The following is a 22,760-nucleotide window of genomic DNA, read 5'->3' as shown; positions in this document are numbered from 1 at the left end:
GGTGCCGCGGAGGGGCGACGTCTCGAGCGGGGTGCGCGCGGCCTTGGCGGCTGCGGCGGCGGGCGCCGAGACCGGGGCGGCCGGAGCCCACCGACTCCAACCCCGGCTACGTCACCCCGCTCGTGCGCAAGCTCGCGGGCGAGAACGGTATCGACCTCTCCACCCTCACGGGAACCGGAGTCGGCGGCCGCATCCGCAAGCAGGACGTCCTCGACGCGGTCGAGGCCGCCAAGTCGGCTCCGGCCGCCCCGGTCTCGGCGCCCGCCGCCGCAGCCGCCAAGGCCGCGCGCACCCCGCTCGAGACGTCGCCCCTCCGCGGCACCACGCAGCCGATGTCGCGCCTGCGCAAGGTCCTCGCGCAGCGCGCCGTCGAGTCGATGCAGACGAGCGCCCAGCTCACCTCAGTCATCGAGGTCGACGTCACGGCGGTCGCCCGCTTCCGCGACTCGGTCAAGAAGAGCTTCCAGGAGAAGACCGGCGCCAAGCTGTCCTTCCTCCCGTTCTTCGCCCTCGCGGCGGCGGAGGCGCTCAAGGCCTACCCGGTGATCAACTCGACCCTCGACGGGGAGTCGATCGTCTACCCGGACCACGAGAACATCAGCATCGCCGTCGACACCGAGCGCGGCCTGCTGACCCCGGTCCTCAAGAACGCGTCCGAGCTGAACCTCGCGCAGATCGCCTCCACCATCGGGGACCTGGCCGAGCGCACCCGCAACAACAAGCTGAAGCCCGACGAGCTCGCCGGCGGCACCTTCACGCTGACCAACACCGGTTCGCGCGGGGCCCTGTTCGACACTCCCGTCGTGTTCCTGCCGCAGACCGCGATCCTCGGCACCGGCATCGTCACCAAGAAGCCGGCCGTCGTGCAGGTGGACGGTGCTGACGCCATCGCGATCCGCTCGACCGTCTTCCTCGCGCTCTCGTACGACCACCGCACGGTCGACGGAGCCGACGCGGCGCGCTTCCTGGTCGCGATCAAGGAGCGTCTCGAGGAGGGCTCGTTCGAGAACGACCTCGGCATCTGAGACGCTCCCCCTGAGCGCGCCTCTCACGAGGCCGCTCCGGTGTAGACGTCGCGGATGAGCCAGCCGGCCTCCGTCCTGATGATCAGGACGGAGGCCGCTGTCGTCCCCGGGGCCGTCCGGAGGTGCACGACCGCCGATGCCCCGTTCACGTCGACGAGGACGGCCGACGCCTCCCCCGTCGCCGGGACAGCGGAGGCGGGGCCGTCCGCTGCGTCGCCGAGCGGCGAGTCCGCCGTGACCAGACCGCGGGCGCACTCCCGGTCCCCGCACGCGCGCACCGCGTCGATCAGCACCTCCGCCGCCTGCTCGGCGTCGAGTGAGGTCGCCGCGACCGGAGCCGGCGGTGCCGCGGTCGCCACCGCCGGCGGAGCCGACCGAGCCGGAACGGGCGCGGCTGCGGTCGACGCCTCCGCATCCTGCACCTGCCGATCGGGCCCGCCCGCGAGCGAACCGGCGAGCACCGCTCCCAGCACGATCGCCGTCCCGACGGAGAGCGGTCCCCGACGCCGGACGACGAACGCCCGGAGGCGGTCCTGCCAGCCGTCGAGCGGATGGACCCGCCTGTGCCGGGCAGCCGGAGCGGGCACCGCCTCCCGACCCCGTGCATCCGCGCCGGACGTCGGCAGCGCCCGCACCGCCTCGCCTATCCCCTGCGGATCAGCGAGTCCGTAGAGGTTGCCCTCCAGCGCCAGCAGGTCGCGGTGCCGCGCGAGGGCGGCGACCGGCAGCTCCGGGCAGAGCATTCCGAGGCGCTCCAGGACCCGCTGCAGCGCGTCGCGCGCCGCACGCGGGGTGTCGACGGCGGGCGTCGTCAGCAGCACCAGCGGCCGACCCTCCTCCGTCAGGCCGATGTCGTCCGTCGTCGGAGCCAGCCATGCTCCCTCGAGCGCGGCCGACCGGACCGCGCCCACCACGGGGGCGAGGAGGGTGACCGCGGCGCCGAGTGCGATCCCCCGCTCGACCCGCAGGAACCTCTCGAGTGTGGCGACGACGGGAGGGGCGGTCGAGACGATGCGCCTCCTCGGAGACGACTCCACCCTGACGATGCGTTCGCGGTGGCGGTGCTCGGCGAGCCGAGCCACCGCCGACACCTGTAGCGCCTCGGCCTCCCGCGGCCGCATCGTCCGCTCGGCCGGCGGTGCGGCATTCGGCGCAGGCGTCCGCCGCCTCCCCGTCCGCACTCCGCCGATCCTCCGGCCCTGGACCGTCCCGCTGCTCGTCATGAGGCGAGCCTGACCGCAGGTCGGGGCGGAGGACACCCGTCGATCCCGATCGGTGGACGGATCGGCGCACGTGCCCTCTGTGGAGGAGTCGGATCCGCGTCCGGGGTCCGCCGCCGCGCTCCCGCTCGGTATCCTTGACGTCATGGCACGCAGCACGGAACCGTCGACGAAGGCGGTCAAGGAACCCGGACGTCTCAAGCAGATGTGGCAGGTGTTCCAGATGACCCGCCGCTACGACAGCAGCGCCGTCTGGATCATCCTCCTCGCGCTCCTGCTCCCGATCCTGCTCGGCGTGCTCCTCGGCATCCTGCTCGGCAACGGCAACGGCTTCGCGATCGCGCTGTGGATCATCGTGGGCGTGATGGCCGGCCTGGTCGCCGGACTCGCCGTGCTCTCGCGCCGCGCCGAGCGCGCCGCCTACGGGCAGATCGCCGGGCAGCCCGGCGCGGTCGGCGCCGTCCTGCGCAGCGGACTGCGCGGCACCTGGACCGGCGGCGAGATGCCCGTCGCCGTCAACGGCAAGACCCAGGACGCCGTCTACCGCGCCGTCGGCCGCGGAGGCGTCGTGCTGATCGCGGAGGGCCCCGCCTCCCGGACCAAGCGCATGCTCGAGGACGAGCGGCGCAAGGTGTCGCGGATCCTGCCGAACGTCCCCGTCACCTTCGTGCACGTCGGCTCCGACGCCGATGCGACTCCGCTGCACAAGGTGCCGAGCCGCCTCTCGAAGACGAAGAAGGTCCTCACCAAGGCCGAGGTCCTCGCGGTGAAGAACCGGCTCTCCTCGCTCAACACGTCGCTGCCCATCCCGAAGGGCGTCGACCCCTTCAAGGTGCGCCCTCAGCGATCGCGCTGACGCACGACGCGACAGGCCGGTCGGGATCTCTCCCGGCCGGCCTGTCGCGTCTGCGGCGCGAGTCAGTAGCGGACGAGAACCGTCCCGGCCACCTTGTCGTGGAAGCCGCGCTGGTCCGAGTCCCAGACGAGCGCCGGCACCAGCACGGCCAGCAGCACAGAGCGCACGATCGGGCGCCACACGCCGACCCAGCCCCCGCCGAGACGGATGACGCGCATCCCGAGCAGGCGGTGCCCGATGCTGCCGCCGATGGTGGGGATGAAGACGACCTGCAGCAGGACGAACAGCAGCAGGCTCGCCCAGCGGTCGTAGTCGAAGAACGCGAGCGACAGCAGAGCGGCGACGGCGAAGTCGACGGCCAGGGCGGCGATGCGGCGGCCGGACCGTCCGACCGAGAGGCGGCCCTCTCGGGGGAGGCCGAGACGCTCCCCCGGGTACGAGCTCGGGGCGGCGTCGGCGAAGGTCCTGCGGTCGGCGGCTGGCATCCTCCGATCCTATCCGCGGCGTCTCGGAGCGGACCGAGGAGCGGGTGGTCCGGCAGACGACGTGGAGCCCGACCCCGGACCGGCCCCGTAACATGTCGGAAACAACAGGGACACGGTGGGGAAACCCCCCGTCACTACCCTGGAACGGCTGCGCTCTGCAGCACCCCGTCACGCCATTGGAGACCTTTGCATGTTTAAAGATTCTTCCGAGGTGCTCTCGTTCATCAAGGACACGGACGTCAAGTTCCTCGACATCCGGTTCACCGATCTCCCCGGTGTCCAGCAGCACTTCAACATCCCCGCCTCGACTGTCGATGAGGAGTTCTTCTCCGTTGGTCAGCTCTTCGACGGGTCCTCGATCCGCGGATTCGCGAACATCCACGAATCGGACATGCAGCTGATCCCTGACGTGACCACCGCCTACGTGGACCCGTTCCGCGTCGAGCGCACGCTGATCCTCGTCTTCGACATCTACAACCCGCGCAACGGCGAGATCTACTCCAAGGACCCGCGTCAGGTCGCGAAGAAGGCCGAGAAGTACCTCGCGTCGACCGGCATCGCCGACACCGCGTTCTTCGCCCCCGAGGCGGAGTTCTACATCTTCGACGACGTCCGCTACGAGATCACGCAGAACTCCGCGTTCCACTCCGTCGACTCGGTCGAGGGCGCCTGGAACTCGGGACGCGTCGAGGAGGGCGGCAACCTCGGCAACAAGACGCCCTACAAGGGCGGCTACTTCCCGGTGAGCCCCGTCGACAAGCAGGCCGACCTCCGCGACGACATCTGCCTCAAGCTGATCGACGCCGGCCTCATCCTCGAGCGCTCGCACCACGAGGTGGGCACCGGCGGCCAGGCCGAGATCAACTACCGCTTCGACACGATGGTCCACGCGGCGGACGACATCCTGAAGTTCAAGTACATCGTCAAGAACACGGCCGAGCAGTGGGGCAAGACCGCCACGTTCATGCCGAAGCCGCTCTTCGGCGACAACGGCTCGGGCATGCACACCCACCAGTCGCTGTGGAACGACGGCACGCCGCTCTTCTACGACGAGAACGGCTACGGCGGTCTCTCGGACCTCGCGCGCTGGTACATCGGCGGGCTGCTCAAGCACGCCCCCGCCGTCCTCGCGTTCACGAACCCGACGGTCAACTCGTACCACCGCCTGATCCCGGGCTTCGAGGCGCCGGTCAACCTGGTCTACTCGGCCGGCAACCGCTCCGCGTCCATCCGCATCCCGATCACGGGCACGAACCCGAAGGCCAAGCGCATCGAGTTCCGTGCGCCCGACGCCTCCGGCAACCCGTACCTCGCGTTCGCCGCCCAGCTGATGGCGGGCCTCGACGGCATCAAGAACCGCATCGAGCCGCACGAGCCGGTCGACAAGGACCTCTACGAGCTGCCCCCCGAGGAGGCGAAGCTCATCCCGCAGGTCCCCGCGACCCTGGGCGAGGCGCTCGACGCCCTCGAGGCCGACCACGACTTCCTCCTCCAGGGCGGCGTGTTCACTCAGGAGCTCATCGACACCTGGATCGAGTACAAGCGCGAGAAGGAGATCAAGCCCCTCGCGCAGCGTCCTCACCCGTTCGAGTTCGAGCTGTACTACGGGGTCTGATCCCGCAGCACTGCCGAAGGGCCGTTCCTCCTCGGAGGGGCGGTCCTTCGCCGTCCGCGGCGCGCGGGCGTCAGCGGTAGGAGGGAGCGTCTCCCGCGGCCGGCCCGTAGAACAGGCGCTCGAAGACCGCGCGGGAGCGGCGGGTCACGCCGAGGTAGTCGTCCTCGAGTGCCGTCGCGGACCCGGCCGGATACTCGAGCAGGCGCGCGACGCCCTCGAGCTGCCGGCGGTCGGTCGGGAGGACGTCGCTGGTGCGGTTGCCCCAGAGCGTGGTGCCCGAGCGGACACGGGACGCGAGGATCCACGCGGCGCGCAGCCGATCCGCGTCCTGCGGGCCGATCATGCCCTCCTCCTCCGCGACCGCGAGGGCGGTGAGGGTCGAGGTCGTCCGGAGCGCCGGGGTCCGCCGCGCGTGCTGCAGCTGGAGGAGCTGCACCAGCCACTCGACGTCGCTCAGCGATCCGCGGCCGAGCTTGAGGTGACGGCGCGGGTCGGCGCCCTGCGGCAGACGCTCGCTCTCGACCCGTGCCTTGATCCGCTTCACCTCGCGGATGTCACGGTCGGAGACCGCTCCCGGGTAGCGGACCCCGTCGGCCAGCTCCTCGAAGTCCTCGATGAGCGCCTGGTCCCCCGCTACTCCCCGCGCCCGGAGCAGCGCCTGCGCCTCCCACGTCAGCGACCAGCGGGCGTAGTAGGCGCGGTAGGAGTCGAGGGAGCGCACGAGGGGCCCGTTCTTGCCCTCGGGCCGCAGGTCGGCGTCGAGGTCGAGTGGCAGGCGGGAGTCCTCCGTGAGCCGGACCAGCTCGGCGACGACGAACTGCGAGTAGAGCTGGGCCTGGTGCGGCTCGGCGGTGCCGGGTCGCTGGACGTACATCACGTCGGCGTCGGAGCCGAACCCCAGCTCCGCCCCTCCGTACCGGCCCATGCCGATGATCGCGAACTCCGCGTCGGCGCCGGGCCGGGTCGCACTGCCGCGCCGGATGGCGGCGAGCACGCCGCCCAGCAGTGCGCTGATGATGTCGGTGAGGCTGGTCGCGATCTCTTCGATCGAGCTGAGGCCGAGCACGCCACCCATGGCGGTCCGCAGCACCTCGCGCCGGCGCATCGAGCGGAGGACCGAGGCGACCGCGTCGGGCGTCTCGTGCCGGGCGAGCACGGCGCGCACCTCCTCGGCGAGCTGGGCGGCGCTACGGGGGCGGAGGGCGTCGTCGTCCTCGAGCCAGGCCGCCGACTCCGGGATGCGGTCGAGCAGCTCGCCGACGAAGCGCGATCCGGAGAGCACCGTGGTGAGCCGCTTGGCGGCTCCGGACGAGTCGCGCAGCATCCGGAGGAACCAGGGCGTCCCGCCCAGTGCGTCGCTGAGGCGCCGGAACGCGAGCAGGCCGTAGTCGGGGTCCGGTCCGTCGGCGAACCACTGCAGCATCACCGGCACGAGGTGGCGCTGGATGCTCGCTCGGCGCGAGACGCCCGAGGTCATCGCGGCGATGTGGCCGAGCGCCCCGCGGGCGTCCGCGAAGCCGATGGCGGCGAGGCGCGCCTCCGCCTGGCCGGTGGACAGCTCGGCGCCGCCGTCGGAGAGCGCGGCGACCGCGGAGAGCAGCGGACGGTAGAACAGGCGCTCGTGCAGGCCCCGGACGCGGTGCTTGATCCCGTTCCAGACGCTCAGCAGCTCCTCCGCCGTGCGGGCGAGCCCGCTGGAGCGGGCGAGGGTCCGCAGCTCGTGCTCGTCCCGCGGCATCAGGTGCGTACGCCGAAGGCGCCGCAGCTGGAGGCGGTGCTCGAGCAGCCGGAGTGCCCGGTAGTCCTGCGCGAACTCCTCGGCGGCGGAGCGGCCGATGTACCCGCGGTCGGCGAGGGCGCCCAGGGCGAGGAGAGTCCCGGGCATGCGGATCTCGTCGTCGGTCTGCCCGTGGACGAGCTGAAGCAGCTGCACCGTGAACTCGATGTCGCGCAGGCCGCCGGGCCCGAGCTTGATCTGGTAGTGGACGTCGTTCTGCGGGATGTTCTCGGTGACCCGCTCCCGCATCCGCTGCACCGACTCGACGAAGTTCTCGCGGGAGGCGCTCGACCAGACCTTGGGCGCGACCGCGTCGACGTACGCCCGCCCCAGCTCCTGGTCGCCGGCGAGCGGACGCGCCTTGAGCAGCGCCTGGAACTCCCAGCTCTTCGCCCACCGGTCGTAGTAGGTGATGTGCGACTCGAGGGTGCGCACGAGCGCGCCCTGCTTGCCCTCCGGGCGCAGGTTCGGGTCGACCTCCCAGAGCTCCGGCTCCATCGCCAGCGCAGAGGTCCCGCGCATGAGGAGCACGGCGAGCCGGGTGGCGACGTCGATCGCACGGGCGTTCGTCAGCTCCTTCTCCGGGTCGCCCTCGGCGACGAAGATCACGTCGACGTCGCTGACGTAGTTGAGCTCGGACGCTCCCGCCTTGCCCATGCCGATGACGGCGAAGCGGGTGGCGGCGACCTCGTCCCGGCCGAAGCGGCCTGGGCCCGTGCCCTCGACCAGCTCGGTCCGCGCCACGGCGAGGGACGCCTCCAGCGCGGCTCCGGCGAGGTCGGCCAGCGCCCTCGTCACCCGGTCGATCGCCGCGACGGGGTCGGCTTGGCTCAGATCGTGGACGACGATCCTGGTGAGGAGGCGGCGGTACCGGACGCGCAGCGCCGTCCAGCCCGCCTCCTCCCGGAGCGACGAGAAGCCGTCGACGGCGCCGACCGACTCGAGCAGCTCGGCCTTCATCTCGGCGCGCCCGGGGAGCGTGCGCACCGGCTCGAGCACGCTGGCCAGCTCGTCGGGCCGGCGCTGGAGGAAGTCGGCGAGGCCGGAGGAGGCCCCCACCACCAGAAGCAGCCGGGTCAGTGCCTCGTCGTCGGCGAGGACCGCGTCCATGCGGTCGCGGTGCCGCCGCAGCAGGTCGATCAGAGCGAGCAGCGCCTCGTCCGGGTCCGCCACCCGGGCGAAGGAGGGCAGCACCGACTCGAGCTGCCGCCCGGCGAGCTCCTCCGCCTCGGCCAGCCGCGCCCCGGTCTCGCCGAGCGCGGCGAAGCCGAGGCGTGCGACATCGCGGAGGGAGCGTTCACGGGGCATGGCCGAGGCGTCAGAGCATCTCGAGATTGCTGCGCAGCTCGTACGGCGTGACCTGGGCGCGGTACTCGGCCCAATCCTTCCGCTTGTTGAGCAGCACGAAGTTGAACACCTGCTCGCCCAGCGTCTCGGCCACGAGCTCGGACTCCTCCATCAGCGAGATGGCGCGGTCGAGGCTGGCGGGCAGAGCGCCGTAGCCGAGCGCCCGGCGCTCCGCGTCCGAGAGGGCCCACACGTTGTCCTCGGCCTCGGCCGGGAGCTCGTAGCCCTCCTCGATGCCCTTGAGCCCGGCCGCCAGGAGCAGCGAGTACGCCAGGTAGGGGTTCGCCGCGGAGTCCAGCGCCCGGTACTCGATGCGCGACGACTGCCCCTTGTTGGGCTTGTAGAGCGGGACGCGCACGAGGGCGGACCGGTTGTTGTGGCCCCACGAGACGTAGCTGGGCGCCTCGTCGCCGCCCCAGAGCCGCTTGTAGGAGTTGACGAACTGGTTCGTCACGGCGGTGATCTCGGGGGCGTGCTTGAGCAGGCCCGCGATGAACTGGCGGCCGAGCTTCGAGAGCTGGTACTGGGCGCCCTGCTCGTAGAACACGTTCACGTCGCCCTCGAAGAGCGAGAGGTGCGTGTGCATGCCCGAGCCGGGGTGCCCGGAGAGCGGCTTCGGCATGAACGTCGCGTAGACGCCCTGCTCGATCGCCACCTCCTTGATCACGGTGCGGAAGGTCATGATGTTGTCGGCCGTGGTGAGCGCGTCCGCATAGCGGAGGTCGATCTCGTTCTGGCCGGGGCCCGCCTCGTGGTGGCTGAACTCGACCGAGATGCCCAGATCCTCCAGCATGCGCACGGAGCGGCGGCGGAAGTCGTGCGCCGTGCCTCCGGGGACGTTGTCGAAGTACCCGGCGGAGTCGACCGGCTCCGGACCCTCGGCGCCGAAGGACGACGACTTGAGGAGGTAGAACTCGATCTCGGGGTGCGTGTAGAAGGTGAACCCGCGCTCGGCCGCCTTTGCCAGCGTGCGCTTGAGCACGTTGCGCGGGTCGGCGACGGCGGGCTGGCCGTCGGGCGTCGTGATGTCGCAGAACATCCGCGCCGTCGGGTCGATCTCTCCGCGCCACGGGAGGATCTGGAAGGTCGACGGGTCCGGATGCGCGAGGACGTCGGCCTCGAAGGAGCGGGTGAGGCCCTCGATGGCGGAGCCGTCGAAGCCGAGCCCCTCCGCGAACGCGCCCTCCACCTCGGCCGGCGCGATCGCGACCGACTTCAGCGTGCCGACGACGTCGGTGAACCAGAGGCGAACGAATTTGATCCCTCGCTCTTCAATGGTGCGAAGAACGAAGTCCCGTTGCTTGTCCATCCAGACCCCTCCTGTTTCGACCCTCAGGCTACTGCCTCCGACCGGGGCCCGCGGGGCGCCCGAGGCGCGCCGTAGACTGGCGCCCATGTCAGCGCAGCCCGTGAAACGCGTTCGAACCCGCCACTTCCAGAACGCGAAGGACTCCGGTGTCCGCATCACCGGGCTGACCAGCTACGACCAGCTGACGGCGAAGATCTTCGACGACGCCGGGATCGACTTCCTCCTCGTGGGCGACTCCGCCGGCAACACGGTGCTCGGCTACGACACCACTCTGCCCGTCACCGTCGACGAGCTCATCCCGCTGGCGCGCGCCGTCGCCGGAGCCGTCGAGCGCGCCTTCGTCGTCGCCGACATGCCCTTCGGCTCCTACGAGTCGGGTGCCGACGACGCGCTGCACACGGCGTTCCGCTTCATGAAGGAGACGCACGCGCACGCGGTGAAGCTCGAGGGCGGAGTCCGCTCCGCCGAGCAGATCCGGCGCATCGTCGAGGCGGGCATCCCCGTGATGGCGCACATCGGCTTCACGCCGCAGAGCGAGCACGGGCTCGGCGGTCACATGGTCCAGGGGCGCGGCGAAGGCATCGAGCAGCTGCTCGCCGACGCGCGCGCCGTCCAGGAGGCCGGGGCGTTCGCCGTCGTCCTCGAGATGGTGCCCGCGGACGCGGCACGTCAGGTGACGGAGGAGCTGCGCATCCCGACGATCGGAGTCGGAGCGGGACCGCACGTCGACGGACAGCTGCTCGTGTGGACGGACTTCGCCGGATTCACCACCGGCCGCATCCCCCGCTTCGTGAAGCAGTACGCGGATCTGCGCGGCGTGCTCACCGGAGCGGTCACCGCGTACCGGGACGACGTGGAGTCCGGCGCCTACCCCGGCGCCGAGCACAGCTACGAGTAGCCGCGGTCAGCGGTCCTCGGCGGCGTCCTCCTCGGCCCACTTGCGGCTGTTCTCGTGCAGCCGCTCGAGGGCGTGCTCCGCCTCCTCGCGAGAGGAGAAGGGTCCCACCCGGTCGACGGAGGGGGACACGAATCCCTGCTCCACCGTGCCGGCCTTGAGGTTGTACCACCAGGAGTTCGCGTCGCCGTCAGCCATGCCGCGATCCTACGCCGCAGCCCGCGTCGGTCCGCACCCCCGCCCTTCGCTAGCATGGCCGCTATGACTGCTGCGGCGACCGCCATCGGGATCGACATCGGGGGAACGGGCATCAAGGGGGCCTCGGTGGACCTGGCCGCGGGCACCCTGCTCAGCGACCGGATGAAGCTCGCCACTCCCCCGGGAGGCACGCCGAAGGACATCGTCGCCACCGTCCAGCAGATCCTCGAGAAGATCCCGGACCTGCCCTCGGACACCCCGGTCGGCATCTGCTTCCCCGCCGTCGTCGTCCACGGACGGACGATGTCGGCGGCGAACGTGTCGGACGAGTGGATCGGCCTCGAGGCCGAGAAGCTCTTCGAGGACGCGATCGGCAGGAACATCTTCTTCGTCAACGACGCCGACGCGGCGGGCTACGCCGAGTCGCGCTTCGGAGCGGCGAAGGACAAGGAGGGCCTGGTCATCATGACCACCCTCGGCACCGGCATCGGGACGGCGCAGATCCACGACGGGATCCTCATCCCCAACGCCGAGCTCGGCCACCTCGAGATCCACGGCGGCGACTACGAGAAGAAGGCCTCGTTCGCCGCCAAGGAGCGCGACGACCTCGACTACAAGCACTGGGCGAAGCGCCTGCAGCGCTACTACTCCCACCTCGAGGCGCTGCTCTGGCCCGATCTCTTCATCGTCGGCGGCGGCATCTCCAAGCACCACGACGAGTTCCTCCCGCTGCTCGACCTGCGCACCCCGATCATCCCGGCGGCGCTCCGCAACAACGCCGGCATCCTCGGCGCGGCCGCGCTCGCAGGGCGGGGCTGAGTCTTTTTCCTCGGCGGTCCCCGCCCGCCGAGGCGCGGTCGGCCTCGGGAGGTGACGCGATCCGGGGAGCGGGGTGCGGACGGCTACGGCGAAACGCTGGCACGCGTTTCGCCGGTTCGCCTGGTGCGTGCCATGGCGGACGGACGTGATCAGACTTTCAGGGTCCAGCGGTCGCGGTGAGCCACGACGGGGCGGGGGCACCTGGTCCTCGGCGGCGATCCGCAGCGGCGTCTCAGGACCGTCCTCCGGGATCGGCGCCTGCCGGACGTCGTGCTGCACCGCTTCGTCCGCAGGAGGCAGCGCGAGAGATGGACCGCGCCAGTCCTGTCGAGTGGCGGCGCAAGGATGTATCGAGACCCGGGAACCGCCACGGCAGGCCGTCGCGCTGCCTGCGGGCGGGAGCGCGAGCTCGGCGACCGGCGGAGACGCGAGATGCCCCGCCGGGGCGGGGCATCTCGTGGCGAAGGGGTCGGCTGATACGCCGGGTTCTGTTCACGCCGCGCCTCTCGGCGGGCGCTGGACGGCCATCTCTCTCGGAGCCACGTCGCCGTGACCCTCCAGCGGTCTACCCGAGGACCCGACGAGCAGCCGCATCGTCCTCTGTCTGACCTTGCTCCGGGCGAGGTTTACCGAGCGGACCGGATCACTCCGGCCCCTGGTGGTCTCTTACACCACCGTTTCACCCTTACCGCCGGCCGGAGCCGACGGCGGTCTGTTCTCTGTGGCACTGTCTCGCGGGTCGCCCCGGGTGGGTGTTGCCCACCGCCCTGCTCTGCGGAGCCCGGACGTTCCTCGGCACCACGGCTCTCGCCGCGGTGACGCGACCGTCTTGCCGGCCCGTTCGCCCGTCCAGTGTACGGCTCAGGCGAGCGTGGACTCCTCGCCGCGCACCAGGATGCAGCCGCTGTCGGGGCAGAGGACGACCTCGTCCGGAGCGGAGGCGCGGATCCAGGAGAGGTCCGACTCGGTGAGGGCCACGCCGCTCCCCTCCGACACCTTCCCGCGGAGGAGGGCCGCTCCGACTCCGTAGCGGGCGCGCTGCTTCTCGTACAGCTCGACCAGGTCCTCCGGAAGGGTCGTCACCAGGTCGGCGCGGTCCCGGGCGAGCGCCTCCTGCTTGTCGCGGAGCTTCTCGGCCTGCGCGTCGCGCTCCTCGGCGAGGGTCCCGAGCGAGGCGACGACCTCGTCGCGCTCGGCCTGAGCCGCGGCGACCTCGGACTCGATGCCCTCGATCCGCTCCATCAGGGTCAGCTCGATGTCCTCGAGGTCTCCCCGTCGCTTCACGAGGGAGGTGATCTCGCTCTCGAGCGCGGCGATGTCCTTGGCCGCGGATGCGGTCTGCAGGCGGTCGCGATCGCGGGTGAGCCGCTTCTCGACCACGCTGACGTCGGACTCGATGCGCCCGAGCTCGGTGCGCACGTCCTCGAGGCGCCCTGTGCGCTCGGCGAGGGAGCGGCGGGTCTCGTTGTCGCGGGCCTGCATCGCCTGGATCCGCGCGATCTGCGGGAGCGTCGCGAGGGCGTGGCGCAGCTGCGCGCCCCTCGTGTCCAGACTCGCCAGAGTCAGGAGTTCGCGCTGGTGTGCGGGGCTGGCTTTCACGTGGCGGTCCTCGTTCCCGGCGCGCAGTACGGGCGCGCCGCGTCCATTCTCCCGTGCCCGCGGCGGGTCAGTGCACGATCGCGAAATCCCACGGGTCGGTGCGGGTCTCGCTCACCTCGACGGTGACCGTGGGCAGGGCGTCCCGCAGCGCGGTCGCGGCGACGTCGAGCCACAGCCACTCGCTCGCCCAGTGCGAGACGTCGATGAGGGCGGGGCCGGTGCCGTGCAGGGCCTTCTCGCGCGCCTCGGAGGCCGGGTGGTGCCGGAGGTCGGCGGTGATGAAGACGTCGCTCGTGCGGACGGCGGGGGCGTCCAGGAGGGAGTCCCCCGCTCCCCCGCAGAGCGACACGCGGCGCACGGGTGTCTCGTAGGCGCCCGCGACCCGCACTCCCCCCGCGGTGGCCGGCAGGAGCTCGGCCACGGCTCCGGCCAGGCGTCCGAGCGTCACCTCCTCGGGCAGATCGCCCACCCGGCCGAGCCCGACCGACGGGTCGGCGCCCGGGACGATCGGAGTCGTGCCGGTCAGGCCGAGGCGGGTCGCGATCACGTCCGAGACGCCGTCCGCGACGATGTCGGCGTTCGTGTGGGCCGAGATCAGTGCGCAGCCGCCCCGGACGAGGTCCGCGAGCAGGCGGCCCTTGTAGCCGTCCTCGGCGATCGAGGTGACGCCGCGCAGCAGCAGCGGGTGGTGCGCGACCAGGAGCTGGTATCCGCCGTCGACGGCCTCCGCGACGGTGTCGGAGACCACGTCGACCGTGAGCAGGATCCGCTCCACCGCGGCGTCGGGGTCGCCGGTGACCAGGCCGGGCGCGTCCCAGCTCTCGGCGGCCGCCTCGGGCCAGAGACGGTCGATGACGGCGTGGACGTCGCGCAGTGAGGGCATGCGTCCAGGGTAGGGCCGCTCAGGGCGGGTGGTCGGTCTCCACGGCGCGGATCCCGGCGTCGGCCGCCGCGTCCAAGTCGGCTCGCGGGTGGTCGTCCGACTCCAGCAGGAGGAGGGTGATGCCGCCGTACCGCTCGATCTCGATCAGGCCCGCGACTCCGGAGGCGGCGAGCACGTGGCCGCCGATCCCGCCGGTGGTGTCGACGACGTGCGTGTGCAGGCCGGCGACGCTGATCCCCTGGAACGGCTGCGGGCCGACGAAGCCCAGCAGCGTGCCCTCGACGCCGGTCAGCCGGACCTCGTGCTGGTCGCGCATCGCGTCCGCCAGGCGGCGGTAGGGCTCCGCCTGCGCGATCGGCCGGCGCAGGGTCGGCGTCTCCACCGCGCGCGCAGGCGGACGCCGACGAAGACGTCCGGACAGGGCACGAGCGAGCGCACCGCGGCCGGTCCGCCGAGCGGCGCGATCGGGAGCCGTCGCGGCGCACGGTCGGTGTTCCGTGCTTGCCTGGGGACCATGAACGAGTACCTCCCCTGGGCCGTCGCGGCCGCCCTGCTCCTGGCCCTTCTCATCACGGTCGTCGCCGGCCGCCGACGGCGCACTGCGGCGAGAGCGGCGGCGGAGCAGGCCGCGGAGGAGGCCTCGGAGGAGCACCAGCGCACGATCGCCGAGCGCGACCGGAGCCACGAGGCGGCGCTCAAGGCATTGACGCGCGCGCGCGACGCCGAGCGCGACCTCAGTCGGACCGAGCTCGAGACGGCGCAGGAGGAGGTCGAGCAGACCCGTGACGCGCTCGCCAGGACCTGGAGCAGCGAGGCCGTCTCGCACACCCTGATCCGGGAGGCGTGCGCCTCGGCGGGGCTGTCCGGCGTCCTCGCCACGAACGTCGTCTTCGTACCGGTCGAGGCGCGCACGACGCGCCGCTTCCTCGCGCAGATCGACCATCTGCTGCTCACCCGGCACGGCGCGCTCATCATCGAGGCCAAGTACTGGCAGGGGGTCGTCTTCGACGGCGTGCGACCCGGTACCGTCCACCCCTCCTACGGCGTCCTCCTCGACGAGGACGCCCTGCCCGAGGCCTTCGCGGTTCAGATCGCACCGGGGACGGTGTCGCGGTGGACGGTGCGCACGCATGTCGAGCAGCACGTCCCCGCCCGGCAGGTCCGGATCCAGGCCGCGAGACTCAAGGAGCACCTGGCCCTGAACGGTCTGCCCACGCCGTGGTTCGAGACGGCCGTGCTCTACAGCCACCCCGACGTCAGGACGTACGCGCCCGGATGGCAGGGCACGGGAGCGGCACGGACGAGGATCCTGACGGGAGTCGACGAGCTGACGGACGCTCTGGCCGATCTCGCACGGCGCCCGGGCACCACGATCGGGGAGGACGCCTGGGGCGAGCTCTCCGGATTCCTCGCCGGATGCGGCGGCCATGTGGAGCCGGTCGGGCCGACCCGTGCGTGACCAGCAGGGGGACCCGGTGGCCGGACGGGCACGGTCCTGGCTGGCCTGACCGGCCTGAGCCGGACAGGACGGCGCCGGACAGGACGACGCCAGACCCTGTAACGCCGGGAACGACAAAGGTCCGCACTCCCGGAGGAGTGCGGACCTGTTCGGTGGATCCGAGGGGATTCGAACCCCTGACCCCCTGCATGCCATGCAGGTGCGCTACCAGCTGCGCCACGGACCCATGTTCTGTCTTGCTTCGTGCTGTCCTGCGCTGTCTCCGCCCGGCGGAAGCAACTCGAATAAACTACAACACGATTCGCGTGAAGTGAAATCGAGCGCTGTCGCCGGGCGTGTTCGTCAGTTCGAGGACGTCGACGAGTCGACGGCGACGGGCTGCTCGACGGTGAACGGCACCGTCGGGCAGTCCTTCCAGAGGCGCTCGAGCGAGTAGTACATGCGATCCTCCTCGTGGAAGACGTGCACGACGAGGTCGCCGAAGTCGAGGAGGATCCAGCGGCCCTCCGCACGGCCCTCGCGGCGCAGCAGCTTGGCGCCGGAGTCGTTCAGGCGGTCCTCCACCTCGTTCGCGATCGCGACCACGTTGCGCTCGGAGCGGCCGGTGGCGAGGAGGAAGATGTCGACCAGCGGCAGCGGCCCCGAGACGTCGAGGGCGACGAGGTCCTCACCGCCCTTGGAGTCGGCGGCGGTGGCCGCGAGCTGGAGCAGGGCGCGGGCGGAATCGGTCGCAGTCATGAAGCCTTCAGTGTCGGTGGTGGAGATCAGAAGATGTTGAGCACGAAGCCGCCGATGAACAGCGCGATCGCGCCAACCAGCAGGACGGCCGCGGTGATCGCGAGGACCACCGGGACGCTCACGCCGGCGCGCTTCTGCGGCGCGATCATCGAGGTGCCGGCGGCGTGGGTGGAGACGGCGCTGGACGCCCGGACCGGCTCGGACTCGCCGACGGGCTGCTCGCGGTCGATGCGGTCGACGTAGCGGTCCACATCGGGCGAGTCGTAGAGGTTCGGGTGCTGGCCCGTGGAGCCGAGGCTGCGCGGGAGGTCGAACGAGCCGGTGACGAGGATCTCCCCCGTGTCCGTGCCGACTGTCGCGCCGGGGCCCGTGGTCGGCAGGATCAGCGCGTTGGTGGTGGTGACGGCACCGGTGGCGGCGACTCCGCTCGCGATGAGGGAGTCGAACGAGGCGTCCACCTCCTCCTTCGACTTGCTGTCGAGTTCCTCGGTGATGGCGAGGTGCTCGATCGGCGGCTCGAAGCTCCCGGTGATCTCGGTGGCCTTCTCGTCGGCGATGTCGAGGGATCCGCCCACCGACGCGAAGAGCGCGGTGTTCAGGTGCGGCTGCTCGGGCTGCTCGCCGGCCGTCGGCTGCTCGTCGTCCGCGTCCCGCTCGTCGGAGGCGTCCGCGGACGGCGTCTCGTCGTCGGAGGAGGAGCTCTCGATCTCGGCCTCGTGCACCTCGGCCGCGTCGGCGTCCGCGGTCGCATCGGTGGCGGACTCGTCCGCCTCCTCCTCGGACGCCTCGGGGGCGTCCTCGGTGACGACGTCCTCGTCGCCCTCCGGCTCCTGCTCCGCTGCGCCCTCGGGCACCGGCTCCGCATCACGGGACTCGTCGGCCGCCTCGATCACGGGGACCGCCCCGGTCGGCGGGAGCGCCGAGGCGCGCTCGAGGGCGCCCTCGACGTCGTCGGAGCGCTCGTCGTCGGACCGCTCCTCGTCGGCGGGCGGCTCCGCCTCCGGTGCGGCGGCGACCTTCTCCGCCTGCTGCTGCGCCAGCAGTGCGCGCAGCTCCCGACGGGTCAGCTGGCGGCCCGTGGCGTTCTCGGTGGCGACGATCTCCATCGAGGAGGTGCGCAGGTCGGGCTCGCTCGCGGGGCTCGGCTCGACGGGGGTGATCCGCAGGGCCTGGGTGGGGGTCAGCACCGGCATGTCGCCGGCGGTGGTGGCGGTCGCGGTGGCAGCTCGGCGGGACGTCGTCGGAACGGCGGCGGTCGTGGCCGCACCGGCCTCGCGCCTCTCGCGCTCGCGGATCTCGCGCCGGGTGAGCGGCTTCTCCTCGGGCTGAACTGTCATGACGTGCTCCGATACAGGTGGTGCTTCGAGATGTACTGGACGACACCGTCGGGAACCAGGTACCAGACCGGATGACCCCGGTTGACGCGGCTCCGACAGTCGGTCGAGGAGATCGCCAGTGCCGGAATCTCCAACAAGGATACGTCCTGGGCCGGCAATCCCGAAACGTTGAGGACGTGCCCCGGCCGGCTGACGGCGACGAAGTGGGCCAGCTCCCACAGCTCGTCGTAGTCCTTCCAGCTCAGGATCTGAGCGACCGCGTCCGCGCCGGTGATGAAGAACAGCTCGGCGTCGGGGTGCGCGGCGTGGATGTCGCGCAGGGTGTCGATCGTGTAGGTCGTGCCGATGCGGTCCACGTCGACTCGGCTGACGGTGAAGCGCGGGTTCGACGCCGTCGCGATCACCGTCATCAGGTACCGGTGCTCGGCGGAGGTCACCGTCTTCTTGTGCCACGGCTGGCCGGTGGGCACGAAGACGACCTCGTCCAGGTCGAACGACTGGGCCACCTCGGAGGCGGCGACCAGGTGACCGTGGTGGATCGGGTCGAAGGTGCCGCCCATCACGCCGATGCGCGGACGCCGCGGGCCTCCGCTCGCGGCGGACGTCACGATCGCTGGGCTCCCCGCCTAGTGTCCGTGACCGTGCTGGTCGTGGGAGCCGGCGCCGGTCTTGTGCGAGTGGCGGTTCGCCACGTCGCGGTAGCTCCAGGTGACGAAGCCGAGGGCCGTGAAGGCGACGGCGGCGATCAGGCCGAAGACGATCGGGGGGAACGGCAGCTCCGTGTGGGCCGCTGCTTCGGCGAGGACGGTCATCGCGAGGGACATGCAGTGCTCCTTGGAGGTCGTGGTCGCCCCGGCGGGGCTCTGACGAGTCTACCCGGACGCCGCTCGACGCCGGATCGCCGGTCCGGGCGCTAGGCGCGGACCTGTCCCGCGCCGCGCAGCAGCCACTTCGTGCTGGTCAGCTCGGGAAGACCCATGGGGCCCCGAGCGTGCAGCTTCTGCGTCGAGATGCCGACCTCGGCGCCGAACCCGAACTCCCCGCCGTCGGTGAAGCGGGTGGAGGCGTTGACCATCACGACCGCGGAGTCGACCTCGGCGAGGAAGCGCTCGGCGCTCCGGAGGTCGTTCGTCACGATCGACTCGGTGTGGTGGGTGGAGTACCGGTCGATGTGGGCCATCGCGGCGTCGAGGTCGTCGACGATCGCGACGGCGACGTCGAGCGAGTAGTACTCCGCGGACCAGTCCTCATCGGTGGCGGGCACCGCGTCGGGCCAGAGCGCCGCGACGCGCTCGTCGCCGTGCACGGTCACTCCCGCTTCCGCGAGCCGACCGAGGACGGGCGAGAGGAGGCGCTCGGCGGCGTCACGGTGGACGAGGAGGGTCTCGAGGGCGTTGCAGGTGCTCGGACGCTGCACCTTGGCGTTGTGGACGATGTCCACGGCCCACTGCTCGTCGGCACTGGCGTCGAGGAAGACGTGGACGACTCCGGCGCCCGTCTCGATCACAGGGACCGTCGACTCGGTCACGACCGACTCGATGAGGCCCGCGCTCCCCCGCGGCACCAGGACGTCGACGTAGCCGCGCGCTCGCATGAGGGCCTTCGCGCCCTCGCGGCCGTGGTCGTCGACCGTCTGCACCAGCTCGGCGGGCAGCCCGACGGAGGCGACGGCCTCCTGCAGCAGCTCCACCAGGACGCGGTTCGTGTTCTCCGCGGCCGAGCCTCCGCGCAGGATCACGGCGTTCCCGCTCTTGAGGGCGAGCGCCGCGATGTCGATGGTGACGTTCGGGCGCGCCTCGTAGATCGCTCCGACCACGCCGAACGGGACCCGCACCTGGGTGAGGGAGGCGCCGTTGGGCAGGTTCGATCCCCGCACCGTCTGCCCGACCGGATCGGTGAGCCCGACGACCGCGACGACGGCGTCGGCGAGGGACCCCAGGCGCGCCGCATCGAGGCGGAGGCGGTCCTGCAGGCCCGCGCTCATCCCGCTCTCGCGGCCCCGCTGGAGGTCGAGCTCGTTCGCCGGGACGACGCGCTCGGCGCTCGAGCGCACCGCGTCGGCGATGGCGAGCAGAGCCCGGTTCTTGAGGTCGGTGGTCGCACTGCGGAGGGAGCGCGACGCGACGCGGGAGGCGGCGAACCGCTCGGTCAGCGCACTGCTGTCGGGGGTCGTCTGCGGCATCCGGCCAGTGTAGAGGCAGACGACCCCGGCGGCGGGAGTCAGCTCTCCTCGCCGGCCTCCGTGCCGTCGCCCTCGTCGGCGACGCGCCAGACGCCACCCTGGCGCTCGCGCTCGAGCTCCGCGCGCGCCTCGGCCTTGGCGTCCATCCGCTCGAAGTAGTCCTCGCGACGCTCGTTGCGGGTCTTGCGCCGGTTGTCCTCGAGGCGGAGGTCCGTTCCGCGGGGCGCGGTGATGAGCTCGGCCGTCGAGGTGAGGGTCGGCTCCCAGTCGAAGACGACGCCGTCGCCGGGGCCGATGACGACGGTGGAGCCGGCGACCGCTCCGGCCGAGAAGAGGCCGTTCTCGACTCCGAGCTTGGCCAGGCGGTCGGCGAGGAAGCCGACGGCCTCGTCGTTCGTGAAGTCGGTCTGCGCCACCCAGCGCACGGGCTTGGTGCCCAGGACCCGGTAGACGTTGCCGTACGAGCCGCCCTCGACCCGGATCTCGAAGTCCTTCTCGTCCACGGCGCGGGGGCGGATGGTGATGCGCTCCACCCGCGGCACAGCGGCGAGCTCGAGGCGGTGCTTCTCGACGATCTCGGCGAGGGCGAACGTCAGCTGGCGGAGTCCCGAGTGGCTGACCGTCGAGATCTCGAAGACGCGGTAGCCGCGGCCCTCGAGGTCGGCCCGGACGAAGTCGGCCAGCTCCTGGGCCTCGGGCACGTCGACCTTGTTGAGCGCGATCAGCTGCGGGCGCTCGATCAGCGGCACCTGTCCGTCGCCGACGGGGTACGCCGCCAGCTCGCCGAGGATGATGTCGAGGTCGGTCAGCGGGTCGCGGCCGGGCTCGAGCGTGGCGCAGTCGAGCACGTGGACGAGCGCGGTGCAGCGCTCGACATGGCGGAGGAACTCCAGGCCCAGGCCCTTGCCCTCGCTCGCGCCCTCGATGAGACCGGGCACGTCGGCGACGGTGAACCGCGACTCCCCCGCCTGCACGACGCCGAGGTTGGGCGCGAGGGTCGTGAACGGGTAGTCCGCGATCTTCGGCTTGGCCGCCGAGATCGCCGCGACGAGGCTCGACTTGCCCGCCGAAGGGAATCCGACGAGCGCGACGTCCGCGACGGTCTTCAGCTCGAGGACGACGTCGCCCTCCCAGCCCGGCGTGCCGAGCAGCGCGAAGCCGGGCGCCTTGCGCTTCGTGGTGGCGAGCGAGGCGTTGCCGAGGCCGCCCTGCCCGCCCGGAGCGATGACGAACCGGAGGCCGGGCTCGTCCATGTCGATCAGCTGGTCGCCGTCCGGCGACTTGACGACCGTGCCGACCGGGACGGGGAGCTCCATGAGCTCGCCGTTCCCGCCCGCGCGGTGGTCGCCCATGCCGGGACCGCCGTTCTCGGAGCTGCGGTGCGGGTGGCGGTGGTAGGCGAGCAGCGTCGTCGTCTGCGGGTCGGCGACGAGGACGATGTCGCCCCCGTGCCCGCCGTTGCCGCCGTCGGGGCCGGCGAGCGGCTTGAACTTCTCGCGACGGACGGAGACGCAGCCGTTGCCGCCGTGGCCGGCACGCAGATGCAGCGTGACGTTGTCGACGAAGGTGACCATGGTGTGAATCCGTCCGTGAGTGCGTGCGGCGCCGGGATGCCGGCGCCGGGGGGCTGTGCCCTGGTAAACGCGCAAGGGGCGAGCCGAAGCCCGCCCCTTGCGTCCTGTGCCTGTGCGGCCGAGGAGGTCGACCCTACTGGGCGGCCGCCACGATGTTGACGACCTTGCGGCCGCCCTTGCTGCCGAACTCGACAGCGCCCGCCGAGAGGGCGAACAGGGTGTCGTCGCCACCGCGTCCGACGTTCGCGCCGGGGTGGAAGTGGGTGCCGCGCTGGCGGACGATGATCTCGCCCGCGTTCACGACCTGGCCGCCGAAGCGCTTGACGCCGAGACGCTGCGCGTTCGAGTCGCGACCGTTGCGAGTGGAGCTCGCGCCCTTCTTGTGTGCCATTTCTCATCTCCTCGAGACCGGGGGGCCGCAGCCCCGTGCTGTTGCCCTGCAGTGCGATGGCTCGCTCCGCAGGTCAGCTCAATTCCTTTGCAGGACTACTTGATGCCAGTGACCTTGACGCGCGTGAGGTCCTGACGGTGCCCCTGGCGCTTCTTGTAACCGGTCTTGTTCTTGAACTTCTGGATGATGATCTTCGGACCACGGAGGTCCTCGAGCACCTCGGCGGTGACGGTCACCCCCGCGAGGGTCGCCGCGTCCGAGGTGATCGACTCACCGTCGACGAGCAGCACGGCAGGAAGCTGCACGGTGCCGTTCTCGTCGGCCTTGACGCGGTCCATCGTCACGATGGTGCCGACCTCGACCTTCTCCTGCCGACCGCCGGCGCGCACAACTGCGTAAACCACTTCTCGTACCTGTTTCTCGTCTGGACGGAGCGGAGGCCTCGTCCGGGGCTTGTAGGGACGGGGCTGAGCCCCGGTCTTCCGGTTCGTACCCGTCTCCTCACGACACGAGGGAACCGGCACCGCGGCCCACGCCCCGTGAGGGGCGGAGCGACAACGGAAATCTGCGTGAGCACATGGATCGCGCCACACCAACGGTCAAGAGTACGGGATCCGCGCTCCACGGTCAAACGCACACGACTGCGAAGCCGTGTCCACCCGACCGGCGACCCCGTCACGATAGTCGAGGAGGAGGCGCGTGGACGGACGGCGCGCCGCCTACGATCGGGGAATGGCCATCCTCGTCGACGCCGCGCGCTGGCCGGCGCACGGCCGGCTGTGGGCGCACCTCGTGAGCGACGTCTCGCTCGAGGAGCTCCACGACTTCGCGCGCCGTCTCGGCGTGCCCGAGCGCGGCTTCGACCTGGACCACTACGACGTGCCCGAGGAGCGGATCGACGAGCTCGTCGCCGCGGGCGCGGTCCTCGTCGGCGCGCGGGAGCTGGTCGAGCGGCTGAGGCGGAGCGGGCTCCGCGTCCGCGGTCGCGACCGGGACGCCGAGAGGGCCCGGCGCCGGCTCTCGCCGGGCACCGGGCCCTCCTGACACCGGG

23 protein-coding genes, 1 tRNA gene and 1 other RNA gene are annotated in these 22,760 nt (G+C 71.5%); 7 read left to right on the top strand and 18 right to left on the bottom strand.

The features are described 5' to 3' along the window. Positions 1-1,025, top strand: a 1,025-nt coding sequence (sucB, locus tag C5C44_RS08725; RefSeq protein WP_104335695.1) for a 2-oxoglutarate dehydrogenase, E2 component, dihydrolipoamide succinyltransferase, incomplete at its 5' end; no start/stop codon positions are given. 23 nt (positions 1,026-1,048) lie between these two features. Here sucB and C5C44_RS08720 read toward each other — a convergent pair. Next, entirely contained in the window at positions 1,049-2,116 is a 1,068-nt protein-coding gene (locus C5C44_RS08720) for a hypothetical protein (RefSeq protein ID WP_104269649.1), read from the bottom strand. Positions 2,117-2,390: 274 nt separating this feature from the next. Between C5C44_RS08720 and C5C44_RS08715 the strand changes: the two genes are divergently transcribed. Further along, a complete protein-coding gene (locus tag C5C44_RS08715; RefSeq protein ID WP_104335694.1) occupies positions 2,391-3,101 on the top strand; it encodes a DUF4191 domain-containing protein in 711 nt (236 codons plus the stop codon). A gap of 62 nt (positions 3,102-3,163) precedes the next feature. Here C5C44_RS08715 and C5C44_RS08710 read toward each other — a convergent pair whose 3' ends face one another. Beyond that, positions 3,164-3,586 (bottom strand): RDD family protein, encoded by a 423-nt coding sequence (locus C5C44_RS08710; protein ID WP_104223667.1) that lies wholly within the window; start codon positions 3,584-3,586, stop codon positions 3,164-3,166. Positions 3,587-3,776: 190 nt separating this feature from the next. Here C5C44_RS08710 and glnA point away from each other — a divergent pair, with 190 nt between their 5' ends. Further along, entirely contained in the window at positions 3,777-5,201 is a 1,425-nt protein-coding gene (gene glnA, locus C5C44_RS08705) for a type I glutamate--ammonia ligase (RefSeq protein WP_104223668.1), read from the top strand. Positions 5,202-5,271: 70 nt separating this feature from the next. On the opposite strand, the gene C5C44_RS08700 is transcribed toward glnA, so the two are convergent. Together C5C44_RS08700 and C5C44_RS08695 are read right to left on the bottom strand one after the other, a co-directional pair. After that, on the bottom strand, positions 5,272-8,286 hold the full coding sequence (locus tag C5C44_RS08700) for a bifunctional [glutamine synthetase] adenylyltransferase/[glutamine synthetase]-adenylyl-L-tyrosine phosphorylase (RefSeq protein WP_104335685.1): 3,015 nt from the start codon (positions 8,284-8,286) through the stop codon (positions 5,272-5,274). Between the two features lie 10 nt (positions 8,287-8,296). Next, positions 8,297-9,634 (bottom strand): glutamine synthetase family protein, encoded by a 1,338-nt coding sequence (locus C5C44_RS08695; RefSeq protein WP_068253236.1) that lies wholly within the window; start codon positions 9,632-9,634, stop codon positions 8,297-8,299. 85 nt (positions 9,635-9,719) lie between these two features. On the opposite strand from C5C44_RS08695, the gene panB reads away from it, so the two are divergent. Next, positions 9,720-10,532, top strand: a complete 813-nt coding sequence (gene panB, locus C5C44_RS08690; protein WP_104226711.1) for a 3-methyl-2-oxobutanoate hydroxymethyltransferase — start codon at positions 9,720-9,722, stop codon at positions 10,530-10,532. Positions 10,533-10,538: 6 nt separating this feature from the next. Here panB and C5C44_RS08685 read toward each other — a convergent pair whose 3' ends face one another. After that, a complete protein-coding gene (locus tag C5C44_RS08685) occupies positions 10,539-10,727 on the bottom strand; it encodes an SPOR domain-containing protein (RefSeq protein WP_104223671.1) in 189 nt (62 codons plus the stop codon). Positions 10,728-10,790: 63 nt separating this feature from the next. Between C5C44_RS08685 and ppgK the strand changes: the two genes are divergently transcribed. Beyond that, on the top strand, positions 10,791-11,546 hold the full coding sequence (gene ppgK / locus C5C44_RS08680; protein WP_104239180.1) for a polyphosphate--glucose phosphotransferase: 756 nt from the start codon (positions 10,791-10,793) through the stop codon (positions 11,544-11,546). A 461-nt stretch (positions 11,547-12,007) separates the two neighbouring features. On the opposite strand, the gene rnpB is transcribed toward ppgK, so the two are convergent. The 4 genes from rnpB to C5C44_RS17005 form a co-directional block, all read right to left on the bottom strand. Beyond that, positions 12,008-12,386: RNase P RNA component class A (gene rnpB / locus C5C44_RS08675), an RNA gene on the bottom strand. A 21-nt stretch (positions 12,387-12,407) separates the two neighbouring features. Continuing rightward, positions 12,408-13,145 (bottom strand): zinc ribbon domain-containing protein, encoded by a 738-nt coding sequence (locus C5C44_RS08670; protein ID WP_104226713.1) that lies wholly within the window; start codon positions 13,143-13,145, stop codon positions 12,408-12,410. Between the two features lie 67 nt (positions 13,146-13,212). Continuing rightward, positions 13,213-14,028 (bottom strand): Nif3-like dinuclear metal center hexameric protein, encoded by an 816-nt coding sequence (locus C5C44_RS08665; RefSeq protein ID WP_104288255.1) that lies wholly within the window; start codon positions 14,026-14,028, stop codon positions 13,213-13,215. A 19-nt stretch (positions 14,029-14,047) separates the two neighbouring features. After that, the gene (locus tag C5C44_RS17005) at positions 14,048-14,410 is read right to left on the bottom strand and encodes an acetolactate decarboxylase (protein WP_181127382.1); all 363 of its coding nucleotides are present in this window, start codon (positions 14,408-14,410) and stop codon (positions 14,048-14,050) included. A gap of 132 nt (positions 14,411-14,542) precedes the next feature. Here C5C44_RS17005 and C5C44_RS08660 point away from each other — a divergent pair, with 132 nt between their 5' ends. Next, on the top strand, positions 14,543-15,487 hold the full coding sequence (locus tag C5C44_RS08660; RefSeq protein ID WP_146084321.1) for a nuclease-related domain-containing protein: 945 nt from the start codon (positions 14,543-14,545) through the stop codon (positions 15,485-15,487). Between the two features lie 153 nt (positions 15,488-15,640). Here the strand turns inward: C5C44_RS08660 and C5C44_RS08655 are convergent. The 9 genes from C5C44_RS08655 to rplU all read right to left on the bottom strand — a co-directional run bounded on the left by C5C44_RS08655 (position 15,641) and on the right by rplU (position 22,113). Continuing rightward, positions 15,641-15,713, bottom strand: a tRNA-Ala gene (locus C5C44_RS08655). Positions 15,714-15,829: 116 nt separating this feature from the next. After that, positions 15,830-16,225, bottom strand: coding sequence for a ribosome silencing factor (gene rsfS, locus C5C44_RS08650; protein ID WP_104335683.1), 396 nt, complete (start codon positions 16,223-16,225; stop codon positions 15,830-15,832). Between the two features lie 26 nt (positions 16,226-16,251). Continuing rightward, positions 16,252-17,562, bottom strand: coding sequence for a hypothetical protein (locus C5C44_RS08645; RefSeq protein ID WP_104223677.1), 1,311 nt, complete (start codon positions 17,560-17,562; stop codon positions 16,252-16,254). Then, complete coding sequence (gene nadD, locus C5C44_RS08640; protein WP_104223678.1) at positions 17,559-18,170, bottom strand: nicotinate-nucleotide adenylyltransferase; 612 nt, start codon at positions 18,168-18,170, stop codon at positions 17,559-17,561. The genes C5C44_RS08645 and nadD overlap by 4 nt, the downstream gene beginning before the upstream one ends. Before the next feature lie 18 nt (positions 18,171-18,188). Next, a complete protein-coding gene (locus C5C44_RS08635) occupies positions 18,189-18,386 on the bottom strand; it encodes a hypothetical protein (RefSeq protein ID WP_104247267.1) in 198 nt (65 codons plus the stop codon). An 89-nt stretch (positions 18,387-18,475) separates the two neighbouring features. Next, entirely contained in the window at positions 18,476-19,744 is a 1,269-nt protein-coding gene (locus C5C44_RS08630; RefSeq protein WP_104269635.1) for a glutamate-5-semialdehyde dehydrogenase, read from the bottom strand. Between the two features lie 38 nt (positions 19,745-19,782). Next, a complete protein-coding gene (gene obgE / locus C5C44_RS08625; protein WP_104223681.1) occupies positions 19,783-21,318 on the bottom strand; it encodes a GTPase ObgE in 1,536 nt (511 codons plus the stop codon). 133 nt (positions 21,319-21,451) lie between these two features. Beyond that, positions 21,452-21,709 carry a 50S ribosomal protein L27 gene (gene rpmA, locus C5C44_RS08620; RefSeq protein WP_068209107.1) on the bottom strand — a complete coding sequence of 86 codons (258 nt, stop codon included), beginning with the start codon at positions 21,707-21,709 and terminating at the stop codon, positions 21,452-21,454. A 95-nt stretch (positions 21,710-21,804) separates the two neighbouring features. Then, complete coding sequence (gene rplU / locus C5C44_RS08615; RefSeq protein WP_104223682.1) at positions 21,805-22,113, bottom strand: 50S ribosomal protein L21; 309 nt, start codon at positions 22,111-22,113, stop codon at positions 21,805-21,807. Positions 22,114-22,441: 328 nt separating this feature from the next. Between rplU and C5C44_RS08610 the strand changes: the two genes are divergently transcribed. Further along, positions 22,442-22,753, top strand: coding sequence for a DUF4031 domain-containing protein (locus tag C5C44_RS08610; protein WP_104223683.1), 312 nt, complete (start codon positions 22,442-22,444; stop codon positions 22,751-22,753). The last annotated feature ends 7 nt before the right edge of the window (positions 22,754-22,760 follow it).

The organism is Rathayibacter sp. AY1F6 (assembly GCF_002932035.1).
Classification (GTDB): Bacteria; Actinomycetota; Actinomycetes; order Actinomycetales; family Microbacteriaceae; genus Rathayibacter.
This window is presented reverse-complemented; position numbering and strand designations above follow the sequence as displayed.